General features: G+C 31.9%; 12 protein-coding genes and 1 other annotated feature. Of the genes, 4 read left to right on the top strand and 8 right to left on the bottom strand.

The window, feature by feature from the left end:
• Positions 1–9: 9 nt before the first annotated feature.
• A complete protein-coding gene (locus HYI43_05390; protein ID UDI77995.1) occupies positions 10–1,263 on the top strand; it encodes an NAD(P)/FAD-dependent oxidoreductase in 1,254 nt (417 codons plus the stop codon).
• A gap of 92 nt (positions 1,264–1,355) precedes the next feature.
• Here HYI43_05390 and HYI43_05385 read toward each other — a convergent pair whose 3' ends face one another.
• The 5 genes from HYI43_05385 to HYI43_05365 form a co-directional block, all read right to left on the bottom strand.
• Positions 1,356–5,027, bottom strand: coding sequence for a DUF1542 domain-containing protein (locus HYI43_05385; protein UDI77994.1), 3,672 nt, complete (start codon positions 5,025–5,027; stop codon positions 1,356–1,358).
• Between the two features lie 289 nt (positions 5,028–5,316).
• On the bottom strand, positions 5,317–11,796 hold the full coding sequence (locus tag HYI43_05380) for a DUF1542 domain-containing protein (protein ID UDI77993.1): 6,480 nt from the start codon (positions 11,794–11,796) through the stop codon (positions 5,317–5,319).
• Positions 11,797–12,004: 208 nt separating this feature from the next.
• Positions 12,005–12,316 carry a rhodanese-like domain-containing protein gene (locus HYI43_05375; GenBank protein UDI77992.1) on the bottom strand — a complete coding sequence of 104 codons (312 nt, stop codon included), beginning with the start codon at positions 12,314–12,316 and terminating at the stop codon, positions 12,005–12,007.
• A gap of 20 nt (positions 12,317–12,336) precedes the next feature.
• A complete protein-coding gene (locus HYI43_05370) occupies positions 12,337–14,751 on the bottom strand; it encodes a leucine--tRNA ligase (GenBank protein UDI77991.1) in 2,415 nt (804 codons plus the stop codon).
• Positions 14,752–14,794: 43 nt separating this feature from the next.
• Positions 14,795–14,981: a binding site (T-box leader), on the bottom strand.
• Between the two features lie 70 nt (positions 14,982–15,051).
• Positions 15,052–16,239 carry an MFS transporter gene (locus HYI43_05365; protein UDI77990.1) on the bottom strand — a complete coding sequence of 396 codons (1,188 nt, stop codon included), beginning with the start codon at positions 16,237–16,239 and terminating at the stop codon, positions 15,052–15,054.
• Between the two features lie 109 nt (positions 16,240–16,348).
• On the opposite strand from HYI43_05365, the gene HYI43_05360 reads away from it, so the two are divergent.
• Together HYI43_05360 and HYI43_05355 are read left to right on the top strand one after the other, a co-directional pair.
• The gene (locus tag HYI43_05360) at positions 16,349–17,308 is read left to right on the top strand and encodes a TIGR01212 family radical SAM protein (protein UDI77989.1); all 960 of its coding nucleotides are present in this window, start codon (positions 16,349–16,351) and stop codon (positions 17,306–17,308) included.
• The gene (locus HYI43_05355; protein ID UDI77988.1) at positions 17,305–17,865 is read left to right on the top strand and encodes a class I SAM-dependent methyltransferase; all 561 of its coding nucleotides are present in this window, start codon (positions 17,305–17,307) and stop codon (positions 17,863–17,865) included. The genes HYI43_05360 and HYI43_05355 overlap by 4 nt, the downstream gene beginning before the upstream one ends.
• Before the next feature lie 77 nt (positions 17,866–17,942).
• On the opposite strand, the gene HYI43_05350 is transcribed toward HYI43_05355, so the two are convergent.
• Both HYI43_05350 and HYI43_05345 read right to left on the bottom strand, forming a co-directional pair.
• On the bottom strand, positions 17,943–18,344 hold the full coding sequence (locus HYI43_05350; GenBank protein UDI77987.1) for a MarR family transcriptional regulator: 402 nt from the start codon (positions 18,342–18,344) through the stop codon (positions 17,943–17,945).
• Between the two features lie 411 nt (positions 18,345–18,755).
• Positions 18,756–19,583, bottom strand: a complete 828-nt coding sequence (locus HYI43_05345; GenBank protein UDI77986.1) for an alpha/beta hydrolase — start codon at positions 19,581–19,583, stop codon at positions 18,756–18,758.
• Positions 19,584–19,828: 245 nt separating this feature from the next.
• On the opposite strand from HYI43_05345, the gene HYI43_05340 reads away from it, so the two are divergent.
• A complete protein-coding gene (locus HYI43_05340) occupies positions 19,829–20,830 on the top strand; it encodes a proline dehydrogenase (GenBank protein UDI77985.1) in 1,002 nt (333 codons plus the stop codon).
• A 129-nt stretch (positions 20,831–20,959) separates the two neighbouring features.
• Here HYI43_05340 and HYI43_05335 read toward each other — a convergent pair whose 3' ends face one another.
• Complete coding sequence (locus HYI43_05335) at positions 20,960–21,418, bottom strand: 6,7-dimethyl-8-ribityllumazine synthase (protein ID UDI77984.1); 459 nt, start codon at positions 21,416–21,418, stop codon at positions 20,960–20,962.
• Between the last annotated feature and the right edge of the window lie 12 nt (positions 21,419–21,430).

Below are 21,430 nucleotides of genomic sequence, written 5' to 3'. Positions count from 1 at the left end.
GGTCAACTAATGTATCAAACCATAATTATAGGCGGCGGCCCTAGTGGACTTATGGCTGCTGTAGCAGCGAGTGAACAAAGTGATAATGTATTATTAATTGAAAAGAAAAAAGGATTAGGTCGTAAGCTTAAAATTTCAGGTGGTGGTAGATGTAATGTAACTAATCGACTACCATATGCTGAAATTATAAAAAATATACCTGGAAACGGTAAATTTTTATATAGTCCTTTTTCAATATTTGATAATGAATCTATCATTGATTTTTTTGAATCAAGAGGTGTTAAACTTAAAGAAGAGGACCACGGAAGAATGTTTCCAGTTTCAAATAAATCACAAGATGTTGTAGATACCCTAGTTAATACCATAAAAGAAAATAATGTAAAAATTAAGGAAGAAACAATAGTAAATGAAATAGTTGTAGACGATGAAGGATTATTTAAAGTAGTTACTCAAAGTGAAGCGTTTTTAAGTAAAACAGTTGTCATAGCAACTGGAGGTACTAGTGTTCCACAAACCGGATCAACTGGTGATGGCTATAAATTTGCTGAGCGTTTAGGTCATACCATTACTGAATTGTTTCCAACTGAAGTTCCTATTACTTCGGCAGAACCTTTTATTAAATCTAAAGTTCTCAAGGGTCTTAGTCTTAAAGATGTTGAATTATCCGTACTTAAGAAAAATGGTAAAAAAAGAGTAAGTCATCAAATGGATATGATATTTACACACTTTGGTGTAAGTGGCCCTGCTGCTTTGCGTTGTAGTCAATTTGTTTATAAAGAGCAAAAAAATCAAAAAAAACAGGAAGTTCAAATGCAGTTGGATGTATTTCCAGAAATTAAGCATCATGAACTAGAAGAAAAAATTAAAAATATATTGAGTAAAGATGCCGATAAATACATTAAAAATAGTTTGAAAGGCTTAATAGAAGAACGTTACTTACTATTTATACTAGAACAAGCAAAAATAGATGGAAATACTACTTATCATCATCTATCAAATCAACAACTTAAACAATTAGTAGATTGTTTTAAAGGTTTTACTTTTTCAGTAAATGGAACGTTACCTATAGATAAAGCCTTTGTAACAGGTGGTGGCGTTAGCTTAAAAGAAATATGGCCTAAGACAATGATGTCTAAAATTAAACCTGGATTATTTTTATGTGGTGAAGTCTTAGATATTCACGGTTATACAGGTGGCTATAATATTACTAGTGCCTTGGTAACTGGCCATGTTGCTGGATACGAAGCAGGCATATTCAAATAAAAAATAAACTTCCTTCAAACATATTTAAACTTTTAATGTTTGTAGGAAGTTTTATTCATTTATAAATAAAATTGTTTTGATCTAATGTTACGTTACTTAGCATCCTTTCTTCGTTTTGATAATAGTAGTAAAATCAATCCACTAATCAAAGTTATTTGAGCAAAATTAAATGAGTCATTTGCCTCTATTTTACCTGTATTAGGTAGTTGCGTTCTTTCATTAAATTCTATTACTTTAAATTTAGAATTTAATAATTTTTTATGATTTCTAAAGTCTTCTTTCACATATTTTTTGACTTGTTTATTATTTGCTTTTTCACTCAAACGGACATTGCTAAGTTTTAGTTTTGTCTCTTCAACAATTTGATTTAAATGAGACTCCTTGCTAACTTTATCAATTTGTAAAAATGAATTTTTAACTATTTCATCTATAAGCGATTTAATTTTATGCTTTTCTTCATTAGAAAAACTCTGTGAATTCTCTATTCTTTCTTTTATTTCTGTAGCCTTGTCTAAAATTAATTTTTTAGCATTTTGTTTAGCTTTGGTAATAGCATTGATTTGTGTAATTAATTTAGTATATTTAGCATCAATTGCTGTTACTTTACTATTACTATTTGCTTTACTAATTTCTGATATAGCATGATTAATTAGTTCATCAATTTTAAGTTTTGCACGCATTTTTTCTTCATCCGTAGCAAATTTATTTAAATCTATAACAGCTTTTTGATTTTCTGCAATATCTTTAAGATGTTTAAGAGCTTTATTTTTTACAATTTCTTCAGTTTGAATATTATTTATATCTAATTTACCTTTATTTAAAGATGCATCAACTTCAGAGTTAGTTAAAGATTTTTCTATAATTTCTTTTGCAATTTTAACAACTTGATCCACTTTAATCTTCGCTGCTATTTTCTCTTCGTCTGTCGCGTTTGGTGTTTGATCTATCTCTGCTTTCTTAGCACGAGCTGCTTCATCTATTGCGTTCTTTGCCTCGTCTTTCTTAACAACCGTTGGTTGGACGTGGTTGATTGCATCTACACCATTTGTTTTCGCTATATCTACACCAGCGTTATTTGTTGCTTGATCTATAGCAGTTTTCGCGCTATTTACTGCTTCATCAACTTTTGCTTTTGCCATTGCTTTTTCTTCATCTGTGGCATTTGGTGTTTGATCAATTTTATCTTTTTTAGCTTGTGCTACTTCGTCAATCGTTTGTTTCGCTAAGTTTTTTTTAATAACTTTTACTTCCACATCATTTATTTTATTAACAGCATAATCTTTAGCAGTCGTAACATCATTGTTATGAACACCACGTTCTATATATATTCTTGCTTGATTTAAAATTTCGCCAATCTTTTCTTTTGCTTCATTTTTTTCTTCTGTAGTTGCATTATGATTATTTTCAATTTCTAACTTTTTAGAAGCAATAGCCATATCTAATTCATGTCTCATATTATCTCTAACAATCGCATTAGATGTAAATTGACTGATATGATTACTATTTGAAATTTGTGCTGTTTCAACTAACTGGTTAGTTGTAGCATTTCTCACTTCATTTGTCGCATTAATGAGGGCTTCATTGACACTTGTTTTAGCTGTTTCTCTTTCTTCAAATGTTGCATTTGTATCATTCTCAATTTCAACTAGTTTTTCATTGGCTTTTTCTTGCAACGCTTGTATCGCTTGTTGCTTGATAGCTGGAATAACATCTATAGGATTAATATCAACAACCGCTTGATTTTTTCTTTCTGAAATTTCATTAGTATTTGATGCGCTTTCTATTTCTCTAATTTTCTCATCCAAAGTTGCTCTTACAAGTGTTAAAGCAGTATCTTTTTCTTCTCTAGTCGCATCATTGTTATTATTAATTGCCGCTTTACGTGTCTCTGCAACTTGATCTACGTCTAATTTTGCTCTCTCTTTATCTAATTTTAAAGTTAAATCATTAATAGTAGCTTGATTTTTTCTTTCACTTACGGGCGTATCATCATTTTCATTTAAAATTTGACGTGATGCATTTAAAACATTTTGCATAGCTGACCAAGCTTCTTTTGAATAATCGTTTTGGTTTAAATGCTCTATTTGCGCAGATATTTCATTGAATTTTTCTTGTAAAGCCGTTTTATACATTTCGACAGTAACAGATTGTGTTGCGACAATAACATTACCTTTTCTTTGATCAGATTCAGTTTTAATAAATTCATTATTACCACCATATCTGAAATAGTTATCGTCTGCATTTAAACCAAAATCACGACTGCCATTTCTTCTATTCATATTTATACCATCGGTAGCATAAACTAATGTTGCATCAAAATCTTTTTTAATAGGTTCTGAAGTTGGTAAAGAAACAGTATAAGCAATGTCTTTAATAGTTCCTGGCTCAATTCTGTCTACACTTAATGTTAATAATCTATTGGAAGGATTATAATTTGCACTAGCATTTTTAGCAGAAATAAACTGTACTCCCTCTGGAATAGTTACTTTATATTGCGTTTTATTAGAACGAGAATGTCCTTTGTTCTCAAGTGCTACATTTAGTGTAGCATTTACAATTGATACACTATCTGAAAGGGATGAAACTTTATACTGTGTCTGTGTAGTAGTTGCTTTTAAATATGCACCACTATTAACTTTCACATCGGCTAATCCACTTCCACCAAAATTATTTGTTCCTTTTAAAATTCTACTGCTATTAGCACTTTCATAACTTACTTTTTCAAATGTTTCAAACATAAATCTCAATTTTGATATATTATTAGGAACATTAAATACACCAGTAAAAACACCAAAAGATTTGTTTGCTGTGTTCGGTCTACCTGCATAAAGTAAATCAGTTGGATTATTCCCATTATAAATCGAAACTTTGACACCGTTGATACCGTGTGTGTTACCCATTGAAGTTCCTATAAAATATAACTGAATTTCTGATCCTGGCGTAACATCAATATCTTGATATATTGGCCCAACAGTTTTATCTGCTGCAACTCCGTTAACATTACTTGGATATTTTGATAACACTGCAGCAATTTTATTGTTTGTTTTGTCAAAAACATATGGGTTATAAGGTGGCAATGCTTTTGGTCCCCACATAAGTGGAATTTCAATTTGATCATTATCTTTTACATGCCATCCTGTTATCTTGCTTGCTTGATTCATTTCAGACACAGTTTGATTAGTAGGAATAACTGCTCCATTAGACGTATCCGTAAAAGCACCGTTAACAATTTGACCAGAATTTGTTTCATTTAAACTCATCTGATCTTGATTATTATTTGGAACATTTGTGTCAGTAGAACGTTTAGTTCTTTTATGTACTGATTGATTTTCATTTGGATTAATATGGTTACCTTCATTTGTTGAAAGATTTTTAGTAGCTGGATTTGCTTCATTAGAAACCTTACTTTGATAATTATCAATAGATAATTTATTTGTTTCTTGGTTATCATCTATATTTATAGGTTCATTTATATTTTCTACTTTAGATTTAATTTCACTGTTATCCTTTTGAGTAGTTACTAAATTGTTAACAGATACATTACTATTATTTTCATAATCTATGTATTTATCATTATTGTTTATAGTTTTATCAATGTTTTGAGAATTAACATTTTGCGAGGTAGTTTGCGAAGAATTACTTTCTTCCTCTTGAGTTGCTGCATGACCCGGGTGTGATAAGAAAGTCAGTGTAGCTATGACAGTGGAAAATATTCCTACACTAAATTTACGAATACTAAATTTCTGTTTTTTAAAAAGATTCATTATTGTCCTCCTTGATGTTCTTGTCTTGTTGTAATAGTAATAATGAATAGTAATGAGTGTTGCTATTAAATTGTTTTATATGATTTTATGCAATTGTTATCATACTTTTTTATAATATCATCAATTATCTAAAATAACCACAATAATTTTTTATTTGAATAAGATTTTTATGGAGTGTAAAGCTTTTTAAAATTATATATTAAATCATTACATGTTATTTACAATTACCCATTTCAAAAAAACAGACCCCATAAATATATGAGGTCTGCTTACACTTGATATTTAGTGTTTATTTATTATCTTCATTTCTCTTACGATTTTTAAAGAATAAGAATAATCCACTAATTAGTGCTATACCAGCTAACGGTGATTGATGTTGACTATCTATACCAGTATTTGGTAATGTCTTAGTCTTTTTGTTAGTGCTAGATTGAGTATCAGTTTGCTCTCCAGAATTTTTAGTAAAGCTTCTTACCTTACCACTATCATTACGACTTAATAGGTCATTTTTAACTTTTGAAACTTCTGGGTTAACCTTCTCTATATCTTCAATTGCTTTATTTGTAATTGAATCAACATCGTTGTTATTAATATCTTTATTCAATTTTACTAAAGCATTTTTAACAATTTCATCAATCATATTTTTCGCTTTATTTCTTTGTTCGTCTGTCAAGCCATTTAAATTATCAATTTTATTTTTTTGTTTTCTCGCTTCTTCTAAAATATTCTTTTTAGCCTGAAGCTTTTTAACAATTTTAATTTTAACTTCATTTATTTTAGATGCGAAATTAACTTGAACTTTATCAACATCATCGTTAGTGTTTACTTGATCTATCACTTGATTTGCCTTATCGATTATTTTATCAACTTCTGATTTTGCTGCGTCTTTTTCTTCTTTAGTTGCATTGTTATTTTTATCGATTTCTGCTTTCTTAGTTTTTGCTTGATTTAAAAGCGCTTGTTTCGCAACAGTTTTCTTAGTAGTATCTGGTTGGATTTTTTTAATAATATCACTACTATTATTTGTAGCTTGATCTACTTCGTTATTAGTAATTCCTTGATCTATATTATCTTTAGCTTTTTTAGCTTCTTCATCCACCTTAGCTTTTGCTGCGTCTTTTTCTTCTTTAGTCGCATTTGTGTTATTATCAATCGCTGATTTTTTAGCTTTCGCTAACTCGTCAATTGCTTTTTTAGCTGTGTCTTTTTTCACTACTTCAACTACAACACTATTAATACTATTTGTTCCTTTATCTTTGACATGATCAACATCACTATTTGTAGATGCTTGTTCTATTGTTTTCTTAGCTTTAGTGACTTCTTCATCCACCTTAGCTTTTGCTGCATCTTTCTCTTCTTTTGTTGCATTTGGTGTTTGATCAATTAAGTCTTTTTTAGCTTTTGCTACTTCATCAATAGCATTTTTAGCTTCTGGTTTTTTAATTGTTTCTGGTTGAATAGGAGCAATAGCTGTATGACCAATATTATTACCTTGGTCAACTTGGTCATTAGTAGTTGCTTGATCAATAGCACTTTGAGCTTTAGTAACTTCTTCATCTACTTTTGATTTTGCTACATCTTTTTCTTCTTTAGTTGCATTTGTGTTATTATCAATTTCTTGTTTCTTAGCTTTAGCGGCTTCGTCAATTGCGCGTTTTGCTTCTGCCTTCTTAATTGTTTCAGGTTGAATATTTGTAATAGTAGTAACGCCTTGAGTTTTAGCTTGATCCACAGTTTCATTCGTCGTCGCATTGTCGATAGATTGTTTTGCTTTTGTTGCTTCTTCATCGACTTTTGCTTTTGCCGCATCTTTCTCTTCTTGTGTAGCTTCACTATTATTATCAATTTCTTGTTTTTTGTTTGTTACTTCATCATCAATTGCACGTTTTGCTTCTGCTTTTTTTACAGCTTCTGGAAGAATTTTTGCAATAGCTGAAGCGCCATCTGTTTTAGCTTGATCTACATCATTATTTGTTAATGCTTGGTCGATGCTATTTTTTGCTTTTGTTGCTTCTTCATCGACTTTTGCTTTCGCTGCGTCTTTCTCTTCTTTAGTAGCTTCTTGATTTTGATCAATTTCGGCTTTTTTAGCAGTCACTGCATCATCGATTGCTTTTTTTGCTTCTGCTTTTTTAACAACTTCTGGTTGGATAGATGAAATTGATGTTTCACCTGATGTTTTAGCTACATCTACATCATTATTAGTAGAAGATTGATCTATCACTGTTTTTGCTTTAGCTGCTTCTTCATCTACTTTGGCTTTTGCAGCATCTTTTTCTTCTTGTGTAGCATTTTCAATATTATCAATTTCTTGTTTCTTAGCTGACGCAACTTCATCGATTGCCTGTTTGCCTGCTGCTTTTTTAAAAGTCTCTGGCTCTATTGGTGAAATGATTGTAGATCCATTCGTTTTTGCTTGGTCAACATCATTATTTGTAACGGCTGTATCTATAGCTGATTTAGCTTTTGATACTTCTTCGTCAACTTTTGCTTTTGCTGCGTCTTTTTCTTCTTGTGTAGCATTAGAAACTTGGTCAATTTTAGCTTTTTTAGCTGTAGCAGCGTCATCTATTGCTTGTTTCGCGTCAGCTTTTTTAATTGCTTCAGGTTGTATTTTGTTAATAGCAGTTATTTCATTATCTCTAGTTTCATGTACAACATCATTAGTGCTTGCTTGATCAATTTGTTGTTTTGCTTTAGTTGCCTCTTCATCTACTTTTGCTTTTGCTGCGTCTCTTTCTTCTTGTGTAGTAGTGCTATCTTGATCAATTGCATTCTTTTTAGCTGTTACAGTTTCATCTATTACTTGTTTTGCTTTTATTTTTTCAATTGACTCTGGTTGAATATTATGAATCGTGTTAACACCTGAATCTTTCGCTTGATCCACACCATCATTAGTTGTTGCTTGATCAATCGCTGCTTTTGCTTTAGTGACTTCTTCATCCACTTTTGCTTTTGCTGCATCTTTTTCTTCTCGTGTAGCAGTTGGATGTTGATCAATTTCATTTTTCTTAGCTGTTGCAGCATCATCGATTGCTTGTTTTGCTGTAGATTTTTTAACTGCATCTACTTGAATACCAGCAATTGTAGTAGTTTTAGAATTCTGAACTTGATCTACATCATTATTTGTATTTGCTTGAGTAATTGCATCTTTAGCTTTTTGAACTTCAGCATCTACTTTGGCTTTTGCTGCATCTTTTTCTTCTTGTGTAGCTGTAGGATGTTGATCAATTTCATTTTTCTTAGCTATCGCTGCATCATCGATTGCTTTTCTAGCGGCAGCTTTTTTAACAATATCAGGTTGAATAATTGAAATTGAATTATTGCCTGAGTCTTTCGCTTGATCTACACCATCATTAGTTGTTGCTTGATCAATTGCTGCTTTTGCTTTTGTTACTTCGGCATCTACTTTGGCTTTTGCTGCATCTTTCTCTTCTTGTGTTGCATCACTATTATTATCAATTGCTGCTTTCTTAGCAGTTGCACTATCATCGATTGCTTGTTTTGCTGATGATTTTTTAATTGTATCTGGTTGTATACCTTCAATAGTTGTTACTCCAGATGATTTAGCCTGTTCTACTTCATTATTTGTATTAGCTTGATCAATCGCTGCTTTTGCTTTTGCCGCTTCAGCATCAATCTTATCTTTTGCAGCTTGTTTTTCTTCTACTGTGGCTTCGTTATTTGTATCAATTGCTGCTTTCCTAGCTACAACTTCATCGTCGATTGCTTTTCTTGCAGCAGCTTTATAAGTAACTTCTGGTTGGATACTAGCAATAGTTGAACTACCATTATTTTGTGCTTGATCCACACTATCATTTGTAGTTGCTTGTGCTATTGCTTGTTTTGCTGCTGAAACTGCTGCATCGACTTTAGCAATTGCTGCGTCTTTTTCTTCTTGTGTTGCATCAGGTGTATTATTAATAGCTTCTTTTTTAGCAGTTGCAGCATCGTCAATCGCTTTTCTGGCTCTTGCTTTCTTCACTGTATCAGGAACAATTCCAGAAATAATAGTAGTATTGCTGTTTGTTGCTTCATCTACCGCACTATTCGTAGTTGCAGCATCAATTGCTGCTTTTGCTTGTTTTGCTGCTTCATCGATTTTAGCTAAAGCGACATCTTTCTCTTCTTGAGTGGCCTCATTGTTTTGATTAACTAATGTTTTTTGATTTAAAACTGCTAAATCAATTGATTGTTTAGCATTTGGTTTTTTTACAATTTCAGGTTGAATTGTATTTATTACACTTGTACTCTGACTTTGAATTTCGTCAACACCATCATTGTTCGTAGCTTGATCTATTAATCTATCGGCTTTTCTAACTTCATCCTCAACTCTCTCTATTGCCTTATCTTTTTCTTCTTGAGTAGCTTCACTGATTTGATTTATGTAAGTCTTCCTAGCCTCAGCTACTTGAGCTATTGCTTTTTTAGCATTTGCTTTTTTAACTACTTCAGCCTCAATAGAATTAATCGTATTAGTCCCATTCGTTTGAGCTTGATCCACATCATCATTAGATAAAGCTTGATGAATCAATGCTTTTGCTCTATTTGCTTCTTCTGTTGCTCTTGCCATGGCTACTTCTTTTTCTTCGTGGGTAGCATCATAATGGCTATCAAAGTAAACTTTGCGGTCAGTCAATGCTGCATCAATTGCGAGCTTAGCAGCAGCTTTTTTTGTAGCTTTTACATTAAAATTATTGATTTGAACTATACTACTTTGTTCGACTGATGCTATATCGCTCTTGTTAGTTAATCGATCAATTTCACCATTTTTCTCGGTAGCTTTTGAATGTAACTTTCTTAATGCTACTTGCTTTTCTTCAGTAGTAGCTTCTGAGTTGCTATTAATTACGTTTTCTCTAGCTTTAACAAATTTGTCGATGTCAAATTTTGCTTTAGATTTTTCTAACGAAAGCAATAGATTATTGATTTCTGCTTGACTTTTTCGATCAACTAATGGTGTTGACTCCGTCTCATTTTTAACAACTTTAGCATTTGATAATGCTGTTTGTAAATTGTTCCATGCTTCTGAAGAGTAGTCATTTTGATTAACTTGAGCAAGTTCTGTTTCAATTTCACTTATTCTATTATTAATTGCATCTTTGTACATATATACAGTTACTGACTGAACTGGCGCCGTTGCACTACCTCTTTTTTGATCACTCTCATTTAATACAAATTCATTTAGGCCACCATATTTTAAGTAGTTTGTATCTCCCGGTACTTGAGTGGCAAGGTCTCTTGAACCATTTTTACGATTCATATTAATTCCTTCAGTTTGATAGATTAAAGTTGCATTGAAATCTTTTTTAATTGGTACTGAAGTTGGTAATGATAAAGTATAAGAAAAATCTCTTGTAGTGCCCGCATCTATTGGATCAATATCAAGGGTTAACTCTCTAGAGTCTTCATCGAACGTTCCAGTCGCATTTGTAGCAGTAACAAAAGTTACTCCTTCAGGTAATACAACTTTATATTGTGTCTTATTCGATTTCGAATGTCCCTTGTTCTCAACTGAAACATTTAATTCAGCGGTTACATTAGATGCATTTTCCGATGTAGAAAATGCTTGATATTCTGTTTGATTTGCTCTTACTTTTAAGTACGCTCCAGTATTAACAGAAACATCAGCAACTACCCCTCCACCATAGTTGTTACTGCCTTTAAGCATTCTGTGTCCATTAAACGTATCATGACTCTTTGTATCTGAAGCTTCGAATTTGATTCTTAACTTTGTAATGTCATTTGGAACATTAAATACTCCAATAAATACACCAAATGGTTGACTACTTGTTTTAGGCGTTCCTTTATATAACAAAGTTGAAGGATTGTGAGCATCATAAACATACATACGAGCACTATTAAATCCCGCATTATTTCCAATTGAAGAACCTATAAAATGAAATTGTATTTCTGAACCAGGCGTTACATCTATATCTTGGTATATCGGTCCCACTGTAGGATCCGGTCTTCCGTAATCTAATATTTCATCATATTTCGATAATACAGCACCGATTTTATTGTTAGTTTTATCAAATGTAAGATATGAATATGATGGTAAAACTTTAGGTCCCCAAACCAATGGAATTTGATTTTGTTGACTGTTTTCTACTTTCCATCCTGGTATGGTACTTGCAGCATCCATGGCAGATTCTGAAGTTGCAGTTGGAATTTCTGCTCCGCTTGATGTATCAGCAAAATTACCGTTAACGATTTGTCCAGAATTTGTTTCATTTATAGCCATAGGATCTGGTTGTGTTTGAACATTTGATGACGCATCATTGACATCACGCTTCACTCGTTTATGATTAGATGCATTATTCTTTTCACTTGATGTCGCTTTTTCTTTTACTTTTAGTTGATGTGCTTCTACATTATCATCCTCAGATTTTAAAACATCTGATTTTTTATTTGATGGGTTAGCGATACTAGACGATGTTATTTTGTTAGTTGTACTACTTGCTTCATTATCTGATATTTGTTTTGTTGCAGAATTATTATCTGCTTTCGCCCCAACTTTAGAAGATGGGTTGCTTGTGTCGCCTTTAGATTCTACTTGTGAAGATTCATTATCAAGAGCAGTTGATTTTTGATTAGTATCATCTGTACCATTTGTTTCAGTAACCTTTTGTTGAGCAGATTGACTTTGCTCATCCAATTCAGCTGCATGCCCTGTATGTGTGATAAATGCTAATGTAGCAATCACCGTTGAGAACGTACCAACTGTAAATTTACGTATACTGAATTTTTGTTTTTTAAATAGATTCATTAAATTTCCTCCTTGTAGTCTGATCTTGATGTCTTTGATTTAATGAATTAGTCAAAAATTAGTCTAAATCCTAATTGACCATTTACTAAATCATTCTATCACCATTAATTATTGTGCACTAGTGTATATTTAATTATTTTTTTAAAATTATTATAAAATATAATGGTAAAAAAAGAGACTGACATATTAGTCAGCCTCTTAATGTTAGTTAAATACTATCTATAACAGTACCTTCAGTACCCCATTCATTCATACCACCTTCAACATTAATAGCATGAATACCTTGATCTTCTAAATATTTCACTACTTTTGCACTACGCATTCCTGCAGCACAAATAATATAATACGTTTCATTTTTATTAAATTGATTTAAATTATCAGGAATTTGATCCATAGGAATTGTTTTAGCTCCAGGAATAATCCCCATTGCAGTTTCTTCATCTGTACGAACATCTACAATATTCACTGGATTAGACTCTAATACTTTTTCTTTTAATTGATCTACTGTAATAGATTCCATTTATAAAACTCCTTCTATTATTATTTCGCAACGATGTTAACAAGTTTTTGAGGGACTGCGATTACTTTTTTGATGTCTTTACCCTCAATTGATAGTTTAACATTTTCATCTTGCAACGCTAATGCTTCCATTTCATCTTTAGAAGTATCTTTAGGTATATTTAATTTCGCTCTAACTTTACCATTTACTTGTACTACAATTTCAACTTCCGAATCAACAAGCAATGATTCATCATAAGTTGGCCATGGTTGATAAGTAATTGTGTCTTCGTTACCTAGGCGGCTCCATAATTCTTCACCAATATGAGGCGCAATTGGTGCTAACATTTTTACAAAACCTTCAGCATATGGTTTATAAATTTTATCTGCTTTATAACAATCATTGATAAATACCATCAATTGACTTATAGCTGTATTAAAGTTTAATGTATTAAAGTCCTCAGTAACTTTTTTAGCCGTTTGGTTATATACTTTATCTAAACCGTTATCATTATTTTCAACAATTTTATCTGATAAAGTACCATCTTCATTAATGAAAAGTCTCCAAACACGGTCTAAGAAACGTCTAGAACCATCAAGTCCATTTTCACTCCATGCAATCGCAGCATCTAATGGTCCCATAAACATTTCATATAAACGTAATGTATCAGCACCGTGAGAATCAACGATATCATCAGGGTTAACTACATTACCTTTAGACTTACTCATTTTTTCATTACCTTCACCAAGTATCATACCTTGGTTAAATAATTTTTGGAAAGGTTCCTTAGTAGGCACTACACCTAAATCATAAAGCACTTTATGCCAGAATCTTGCATATAGTAAGTGAAGTACGGCATGCTCTACTCCACCAATGTATAAATCTACTGGAAGCCAATGTTTTAATTTTTCTGGATCAGCTAACATTTTATCATTATGAGGATCAATATATCTTAAATAATACCAACAACTACCTGCCCATTGAGGCATTGTATTTGTTTCACGACGACCTTTCATACCAGTTTTTTCATCTACTACATTAACAAATTCATCAATGTTTGCTAATGGAGATTCACCAGTACCGGATGGCTTGATTTCATTAGTTTCTGGAAGTAATAATGGTAGCTCTTCTTCTGGAACAGTTGTCATTGTACCATCTTCCCAATGTATAACTGGAATTGGTTCTCCCCAATATCGTTGTCTACTAAACAACCAATCTCTTAATTTGTAATTAACTTTTTTCTCTCCAGCACCTTTTGCTTCAAGTAATTCAATTGCTTTAGCAATAGCCGCTTCATTATCCAAACCATTTAATTCGCCTGAATTAACATGTTCGCCTGCGCCAGTATAGGCCTCTTTTTGAACATCGCCACCTTCAATGACTTCTATAATAGGTAAATCAAATTTAGTTGCAAATTCGTGATCTCGTTCATCATGCGCTGGTACTGCCATAACTGCACCTGTGCCATAACTAGATAGTACATAGTCTGCAATCCAAATTGGTAATTTTTCACCAGATAATGGGTTAATAGCATAAGCACCAGTGAACACACCTGATTTATCTTTAGCTAAATCTGTACGCTCAAGGTCAGATTTTTTTGATGCGTCTTCTTGATATTTATTAACTTCTTCTATTTTATCTTCCGAAGTAATATCATTAACTAATGAATGTTCTGGACTTAATACTAAGAAAGTTGTGCCGTAAATTGTATCTGGTCTTGTTGTAAACACATCGATACGATCATCTTTATTTTCAACTTCAAATGAAACACGCGCGCCTTCAGAGCGTCCAATCCAATTACGCTGCATATCTTTAATTGATTCAGGCCAATCAAGTTCATCTAAATCTTCTAATAAACGATCAGCATATTCAGTTATTTTTAATACCCATTGTTTCATTGGGCGACGATATACAGGATGTCCCCCACGTTCAGAAACACCATCAACGACTTCTTCGTTTGATAATACTGTTCCTAATGCTGGACACCAGTTTACAGCAACTTCATCTACATATGCTAACCCTTTGTTATAAAGTTGAATAAAAATCCACTGTGTCCATTTATAATATTCTGGATCAGTTGTATTAACTTCTCTATCCCAATCGTAACTGAATCCTAATTCTTGAATTTGTCGTTTAAATGTTTGTACATTTTGTTTAGTAAATTCTCTAGGATCATTACCAGTATCTAATGCATATTGTTCGGCAGGTAATCCAAAAGCATCCCATCCCATTGGATGAAGAACATTATAACCTTGCATACGTTTATATCTAGACACTATATCAGTGGCTGTATAGCCTTCTGGATGTCCTACATGTAAACCTGCACCAGATGGATATGGGAACATGTCTAATGCGTAAAATTTCTTTTGACCTAAATTATCGCTTGTTTTAAATGTTTTGTTATCAGCCCAATAATTTTGCCATTTTTTCTCAATTTCCTTGTGATTGTAACCCAAAGCATTTTCCTCCTAAAACAAAAAACATCTCAAACTATTATTTAATAGGGACGACAATCGCCGCGGTACCACCCTAATTCACATTAATCATGTGCACTTTATAATAATAGTAAGAGATGTCTTGAATTTAATTATTTAACGGTAAGTTCACTTAATTCTTAACACTAGTTCACACCACCACTAGCTCTCTGATGAAAAGTATTTAAGTTACTACTCCAATACATTTTAATATTATGAAATTCACGCTTTAATTGCAAGTGGTTGAGCAAATTTTATTAAATGAACTTAATTTATATATCATTATCTAGAATTTCTTGGTTGCTTACCTTTAGGTAAACCTCTATCAAAAATTGATAAGAATACGATACCTACAATTAATAGAAGCATAATCCCTATAAACATTGCACTCATATTAAAAGTATCAACTAAAACACCGCCGATAAGTGGGCCAAAGGCTTTACCAACAGTAGATGCAGAGTTAACTACACCTTGATATTGACCTTGTTTCCCTTCAGGGGCTAAATAATTTGCGATTGTTGGTACTGCAGGCCATACAAACATTTCTCCAAACGTTAATATAATCATACCAATAAGGAAGACGGTAAATTGATTGGCGAAACTTGTTATAAAGAATGAGAGCATAAAAATTAAAATACCAACTAGCATTTGATATTTTAAGTTACCTTTTAATAATGTAATAACTGGTCTAATTAATGGTTGTGCTACTAAAATCATAATTCCATTAACTGTCCATAACACACTATATTGAGACATTGAGATATTAAGCTCTTGCGTGAATGAAGCTATTGTTGTTTCCCACTGTATATATGCTATCCAACAAATACTGAACATTGCGCATAATAATAGTAGTGCAATAAATCTCTTTTTATTTTCTTTACTATGAATATCAATACTATCAGGTGCTTTCATCTTAGCATGATATTCAAGATTAAATTGCGTAAATGCAACAATTCCAAATAATACGTACATGATAAGATTTGCTAAGAATATATAATTGAAGTTTAATTCTGCAACGAAGCCCCCTAGAGCTGCACCAGTTGCAACGCCAATGTTCTGTGCTAAATAAATGGCATTAAACGTAGTTCTACCACCATTTGGCCACACAGCACCAGCCATTGCATAAATTGCGGGAACTATCATTCCGCCACCAAATCCTAATAATACTAACCAAACAGCATACCATGGCCAACCGTGGAAGAAGTTTAGTAAAGTTGTACTAATTAAGCATGTAACGGTACCTATCATTATTGTCCGATAACCACCTAATTTATCGAACAATGTTCCACCTAGTAAGTTACCAACTACCATTCCGAATGAATTAACCATAAGAACAATAGCAGCAACAGTCAGACTCTTACCAAGCTCTTCTTTCATATAAATTGTGTTTAAAGGCCATAAAAAGCTAGAGCCAGTTATGTTTAATGCCATACCAATAACTAGCCACCATACTGATCTAGGTATATTCATATTTTAAGTCCCCTCTTTATATTTTTGTCGAGTCACAATAAACACTATAACATTAAAATATGTTAAAATCTTTATTTAGAACTAAGATAATTAGAAAGGAAAATGTGTTATGGGTAACTATTTCCCGTATGCCTTTGAAAATAAACGATACCATACATGGAATTACCATTTAAAAAATAGATTTGGTCAAAAAATTTTTAAAGTTGCTTTAGATGGAGGTTTTGACTGCCCTAATCGTGACGGTACTGTTGCTCACGGTGGTTGTACATTCTGTTCAGCTGCAGGCAGTGGTGATTTCGCAGGAAACAGAGCTGATCCAATAGAAGTACAATTTCAACAAATAAAAAATAGAATGCATGAAAAATGGAGCGAAGGCAAATATATCGCTTATTTTCAAGCTTTTACCAACACTCACGCTCCAGTTGAAGTACTAAAAGAAAAGTACGAACCTGTATTAAAAGAAGAAGGCGTTGTTGGTTTATCAATAGCTACGCGTCCAGATTGTTTACCGGATGATGTTGTAGACTATTTAGCCGAATTAAATGAACGGACATATCTATGGGTTGAACTGGGCTTACAAACTGTACATCAAGAAACCTCGGATTTAATCAATCGTGCACATGATATGCAAACATATTATGAAGGTGTTGCTAAATTAAGAAAGCATAATATTAATGTATGTACACATATTATTAATGGTTTGCCTGGTGAAGACTACAATATGATGATGGAAACAGCAAGAGAAGTTTCACAAATGGAAGTTCAAGGTATTAAGATTCATCTACTTCATTTATTAAAAGGAACACCTATGGTTAAACAATATGAAAAAGGTATGCTCGAATTCATGTCTCAAGAAGATTATACCAATTTAGTCTGTGATCAATTAGAAATTTTGCCACCAGAAATGATTATTCATCGAATTACGGGCGATGGTCCTATCGATTTAATGGTAGGTCCAATGTGGAGTGTTAACAAATGGGAAGTTTTAAATGAAATTGATAATGAATTAGCACGTCGTGAATCATACCAAGGTAAACACTATACTACTGAATCTAAGGTTAAGTCATGAAATTAGAACGTATTCTCCCCTTTTCAAAAACATTAATTACGAGTCATATTAATTCAGAAAGTAATGTTATAGATGCTACTTGTGGTAATGGTAATGATACGTTATTCTTAGCTCAAAATGTGCCAAATGGTCACGTTTATGGATTCGATATTCAAAAAACTGCAATTGAAAACACGACTCAAAAAGTGAAAGATTATCAAAATGTAACACTTATTCATGATGGTCATGAAACTATTGCGAATCATTTAAAATTATTGGGTGTGAAAAATGTTGATGCAGCAATATTTAATCTAGGTTATCTTCCAAAAGGCGATAAAAGTATTGTTACAAAACCCAAAACTACAATTAAAGCGATTGAAAACATCTTTGATTATCTCAACGTTGAAGGTATCATAGTCTTAGTGATATATCATGGTCATACAGCAGGACAAATTGAGCGTGATGTAATCTTAGATTATTTAGAACAATTTGATCAAAGTAAAGCACATATTCTGAAATATGAATTTATTAATCAAATTAATCATGCACCCTTTATATGTGCGATAGAAAAACGTTAACTTCTTTATCTATAAGAAAACCACTCAATGTATAGTTAATCATTGAGTGGTTTTTAATAATCTTTTGTCTGAAATATTTAAACGCGCATTAACGAATTTAAACTATTTTCAAGAATTTGATATCTTTTTTTAATGGTATTAGTAATAAAGTCTAATAATTCATTTTTAAGTTCCGTTTTCTCTTCATTAAAATGGATAATTACTGTGCGTTCATCATCTAATGGTCTTTCTTTATATATCCATTCAGATTGAACTAATTTATTATATGTACGAGTACGTTTATAAGACTTGATATAGACGTAACTATCCATTTCTTTTAAAGTCATAGAACCTTTGTCCCATAGAGTTAAAAGAATTAAAACTTCCTCTTTCGTCAAATCATAGGTTTCATAAATGACTTTAAAAACGGAATTAATCTCCTTACATACTTCCTCTAATAGCAAAATCATTTCGACATTCTCACTAGCTTGATTACTCATGTTGTGCCTCCTCCATGATATATTCCCTTAATATATAAATTTAAATCATCATTAATATATATTTACCCAATTGCATTGAAAGTAATTAAATTATTTATAATATCTTGGCACCATTAACCTATCACCCAAAATTTAATAAGTTAATTTAATAATTTAATTCAATCTCCTCTCAGTATAACAATTTTTAATTTTATTAATATACAATTACAATTTAATTTTATATGTTTATCCCATTAAAATATACCAATTTAAAATTGGTTAATCAACTTAAATTCGAAATAATTAATAATTAAAACTTTTAAAAAATAAAAAAAGATAATCCACATACAATTAATGTGCTGCTTTAAATACACTACTCAAATAAGCGAATAGATGCGCACATTTATGTGGATTATCTAAAATAATTTTATTTTATATATCTTCAATTTCCTCTTCTTTAACGATAAAGCCCATTGTATTCACACTATTATTTAAAAATGTTAATACATATCGCATAACTTGATCTCGTTCAGGCTCATTTTGAATTTCATGATAAAGCCCTTGCCATGCTTTGAAATAAAATTCAGTCGTGGGAAGTTGCGTTTTTAATTCTGAAAATGATTGTATATCTAATAAGCGATCTTCTGTTCCATACATAAGTAATGTAGGTATCGGATGAATATCTTTTATGTGATCTAAAGTTTCTTTCATCGTTTCTAACACAATGTTATACCATTTGTAAGTTACTTTTTTTAACATTAACCCATCATTATTTGTTTCTTCAATAACCTCATCATTGCGAGTCAAATCACTATATTCTACACCAAGTTTAAATCGTGTTTCTTTAGAACTTTTGCCAATATTAGAGATAAACATATTTTTACGAGTTTTATTATTTCTTTTCAATTCAAGCATTGGTGAGAGTAATAACATACCTTCGATAGGTAGCTCATTTTTTTCAAGCACATTTAATAATATTAAACCGCCTAGACCTACCCCCATAACAAAAGTCGGTAATTTATACTCATTCGCTAGCCTTACCCATTCGATTAACGTCTCATGATATACTTCGAAATTCTCAAGTTGACCTTTATTCGCACGAGATGTTTGACCTTGTCCAGGTAAATCTCCCATTATGACATGATAGCCGTTGCGTCTGAGCATTGTTATCACATACGCATATCGTCCCGTATGTTCTAAGATATTGTGCGCAATAACTACGACACCTTTAGCATCCTGTTCCGTTTCCCACTTCCACATATGTATTAATCCCTTCTTACTTATATTTCATCACAAGTATTATATCAGATAATAAGCTTATGTTGGTGTTAATGTGCTACGTTCTTTTTACTGATTTTTTTGAAAATTTAGTACCATAAAGTACCTAATATTGTAATTATACTTTAGAAATCATCGTAATGAATATGAAAGCGCTTTCTACGAATAATTATTCATGCTAAAATACTAATAAATACTTAGTTTTATGTAATATGGAGGAATCGTATATGTCACTTTTCAAAAATTTTTTTATAGCATTATCTAATAGCTCATATTTAAATGAAACTGCTAAAAAAGTTGGGCCAAAACTAGGTGCAAATAAAGTTGTTGCAGGAAATACGATTGAGCAATTAGTAGATACAATAGAACGTCTAAACGATTATAATATTGCTGTTACAGTAGATAATTTAGGTGAATTTGTAGGTACTGAAGCGGAAGCAACTCAAGCTAAGAATGAAATCTTAGAGGTTATGCAAGCGATAAAAGATTATAATGTAGATGCTCACATGTCAGTAAAATTAAGTTCTTTAGGTGGCGTGTTCGATACTGAGTTAGCTTATGAAAATTTAAGAGAAATATTATTAAAAGCAAATGAATTTAATAATATGCATATTAATATAGATACTGAAAAATATGACAGTTTACAACAAATCAGAGAAGTGCTGGGTCGATTAAAAGGTGAATTTAGAAATGTAGGTACAGTTATCCAAGCTTATCTTTATGATGCCGTAGATTTAATTGAAGAATACCCTAATTTGAGATTACGTCTAGTTAAAGGTGCTTATAAAGAAGATGAAACGATTGCCTATCAAACAAAAGAAGAAATCGATGCAAATTACATAAAAATTATTGAAAAACGTTTGTTAAACGCCAAAAATTTCACATCAATTGCAACACATGATGATAAAATTATAAATCACGTTAAACAGTTTGTTAAAGATAATAATATAAGTAAAGACGACTTCGAGTTTCAAATGCTATATGGTTTCCGAAGTGATTTAGCAGTCGATATCGCACGTCAAGGTTATCATTTCACTATATACGTACCATATGGTAACGATTGGTTTGGTTACTTTATGCGTAGATTAGCTGAACGTCCTCAAAACTTAGCGCTTGCGTATCAAGAATTTGTTTCAACTGAAACACTTAAAAAAGTAGGTATCTTTAGTGCACTTGGTATTGGTGCCATTAGCTTCATTTCTGGAATTAGAAAATTAAAAAATAGATAATAAATCTACCGATCCATCATTTTACCAAATGATTGCCGAATCAAATTGAATGATTGCTATAAATTTTAATTAAACATAAGAAGCCATGGACACGTTAGTAAATAAATGTCCAAGGCTTAATCATATATTTTAAAATTGATTTAGTAAATTGGCCATTTCAATTGCACTAACAGCTGCATCGGCACCTTTATTTCCTGCTTTTGTACCTGCTCTTTCAACTGCTTGCTCGATACTTTCTGTAGTTACTACACCAAAAATAACAGGTGTGTCTGTCGCATCGTTAGCTTTAGATACCCCTTTTGCAACCTCGTTACATACATAATCATAATGCGTAGTTGCACCTCTAATAACACAGCCTAATGTGATAACAGCATCATAATCATCTTTTTGAGCTAATTTTTTAGCAACGAGTGGAATTTCAAATGCACCTGGTACATAGGCAACATCTATATTATTTTCGTCAACACCATGTCTAATTAATGTATCTTTAGCACCATCTAATAATCTGTTCGTAATAAAATCATTAAATCTACTAACTACAACTGCTATTTTTAAATCCGTACCTACTAATTTACCTTCAAAATTCATAATGAAAACCTC

The sequence above is a fragment of the Staphylococcus taiwanensis genome (assembly GCA_020544305.1).
GTDB classification, from domain to species: domain Bacteria; phylum Bacillota; class Bacilli; order Staphylococcales; family Staphylococcaceae; genus Staphylococcus; species Staphylococcus taiwanensis.
Note: the sequence above shows the minus strand (reverse complement) of the source record. Positions and strands in the feature narration are given on the sequence as shown.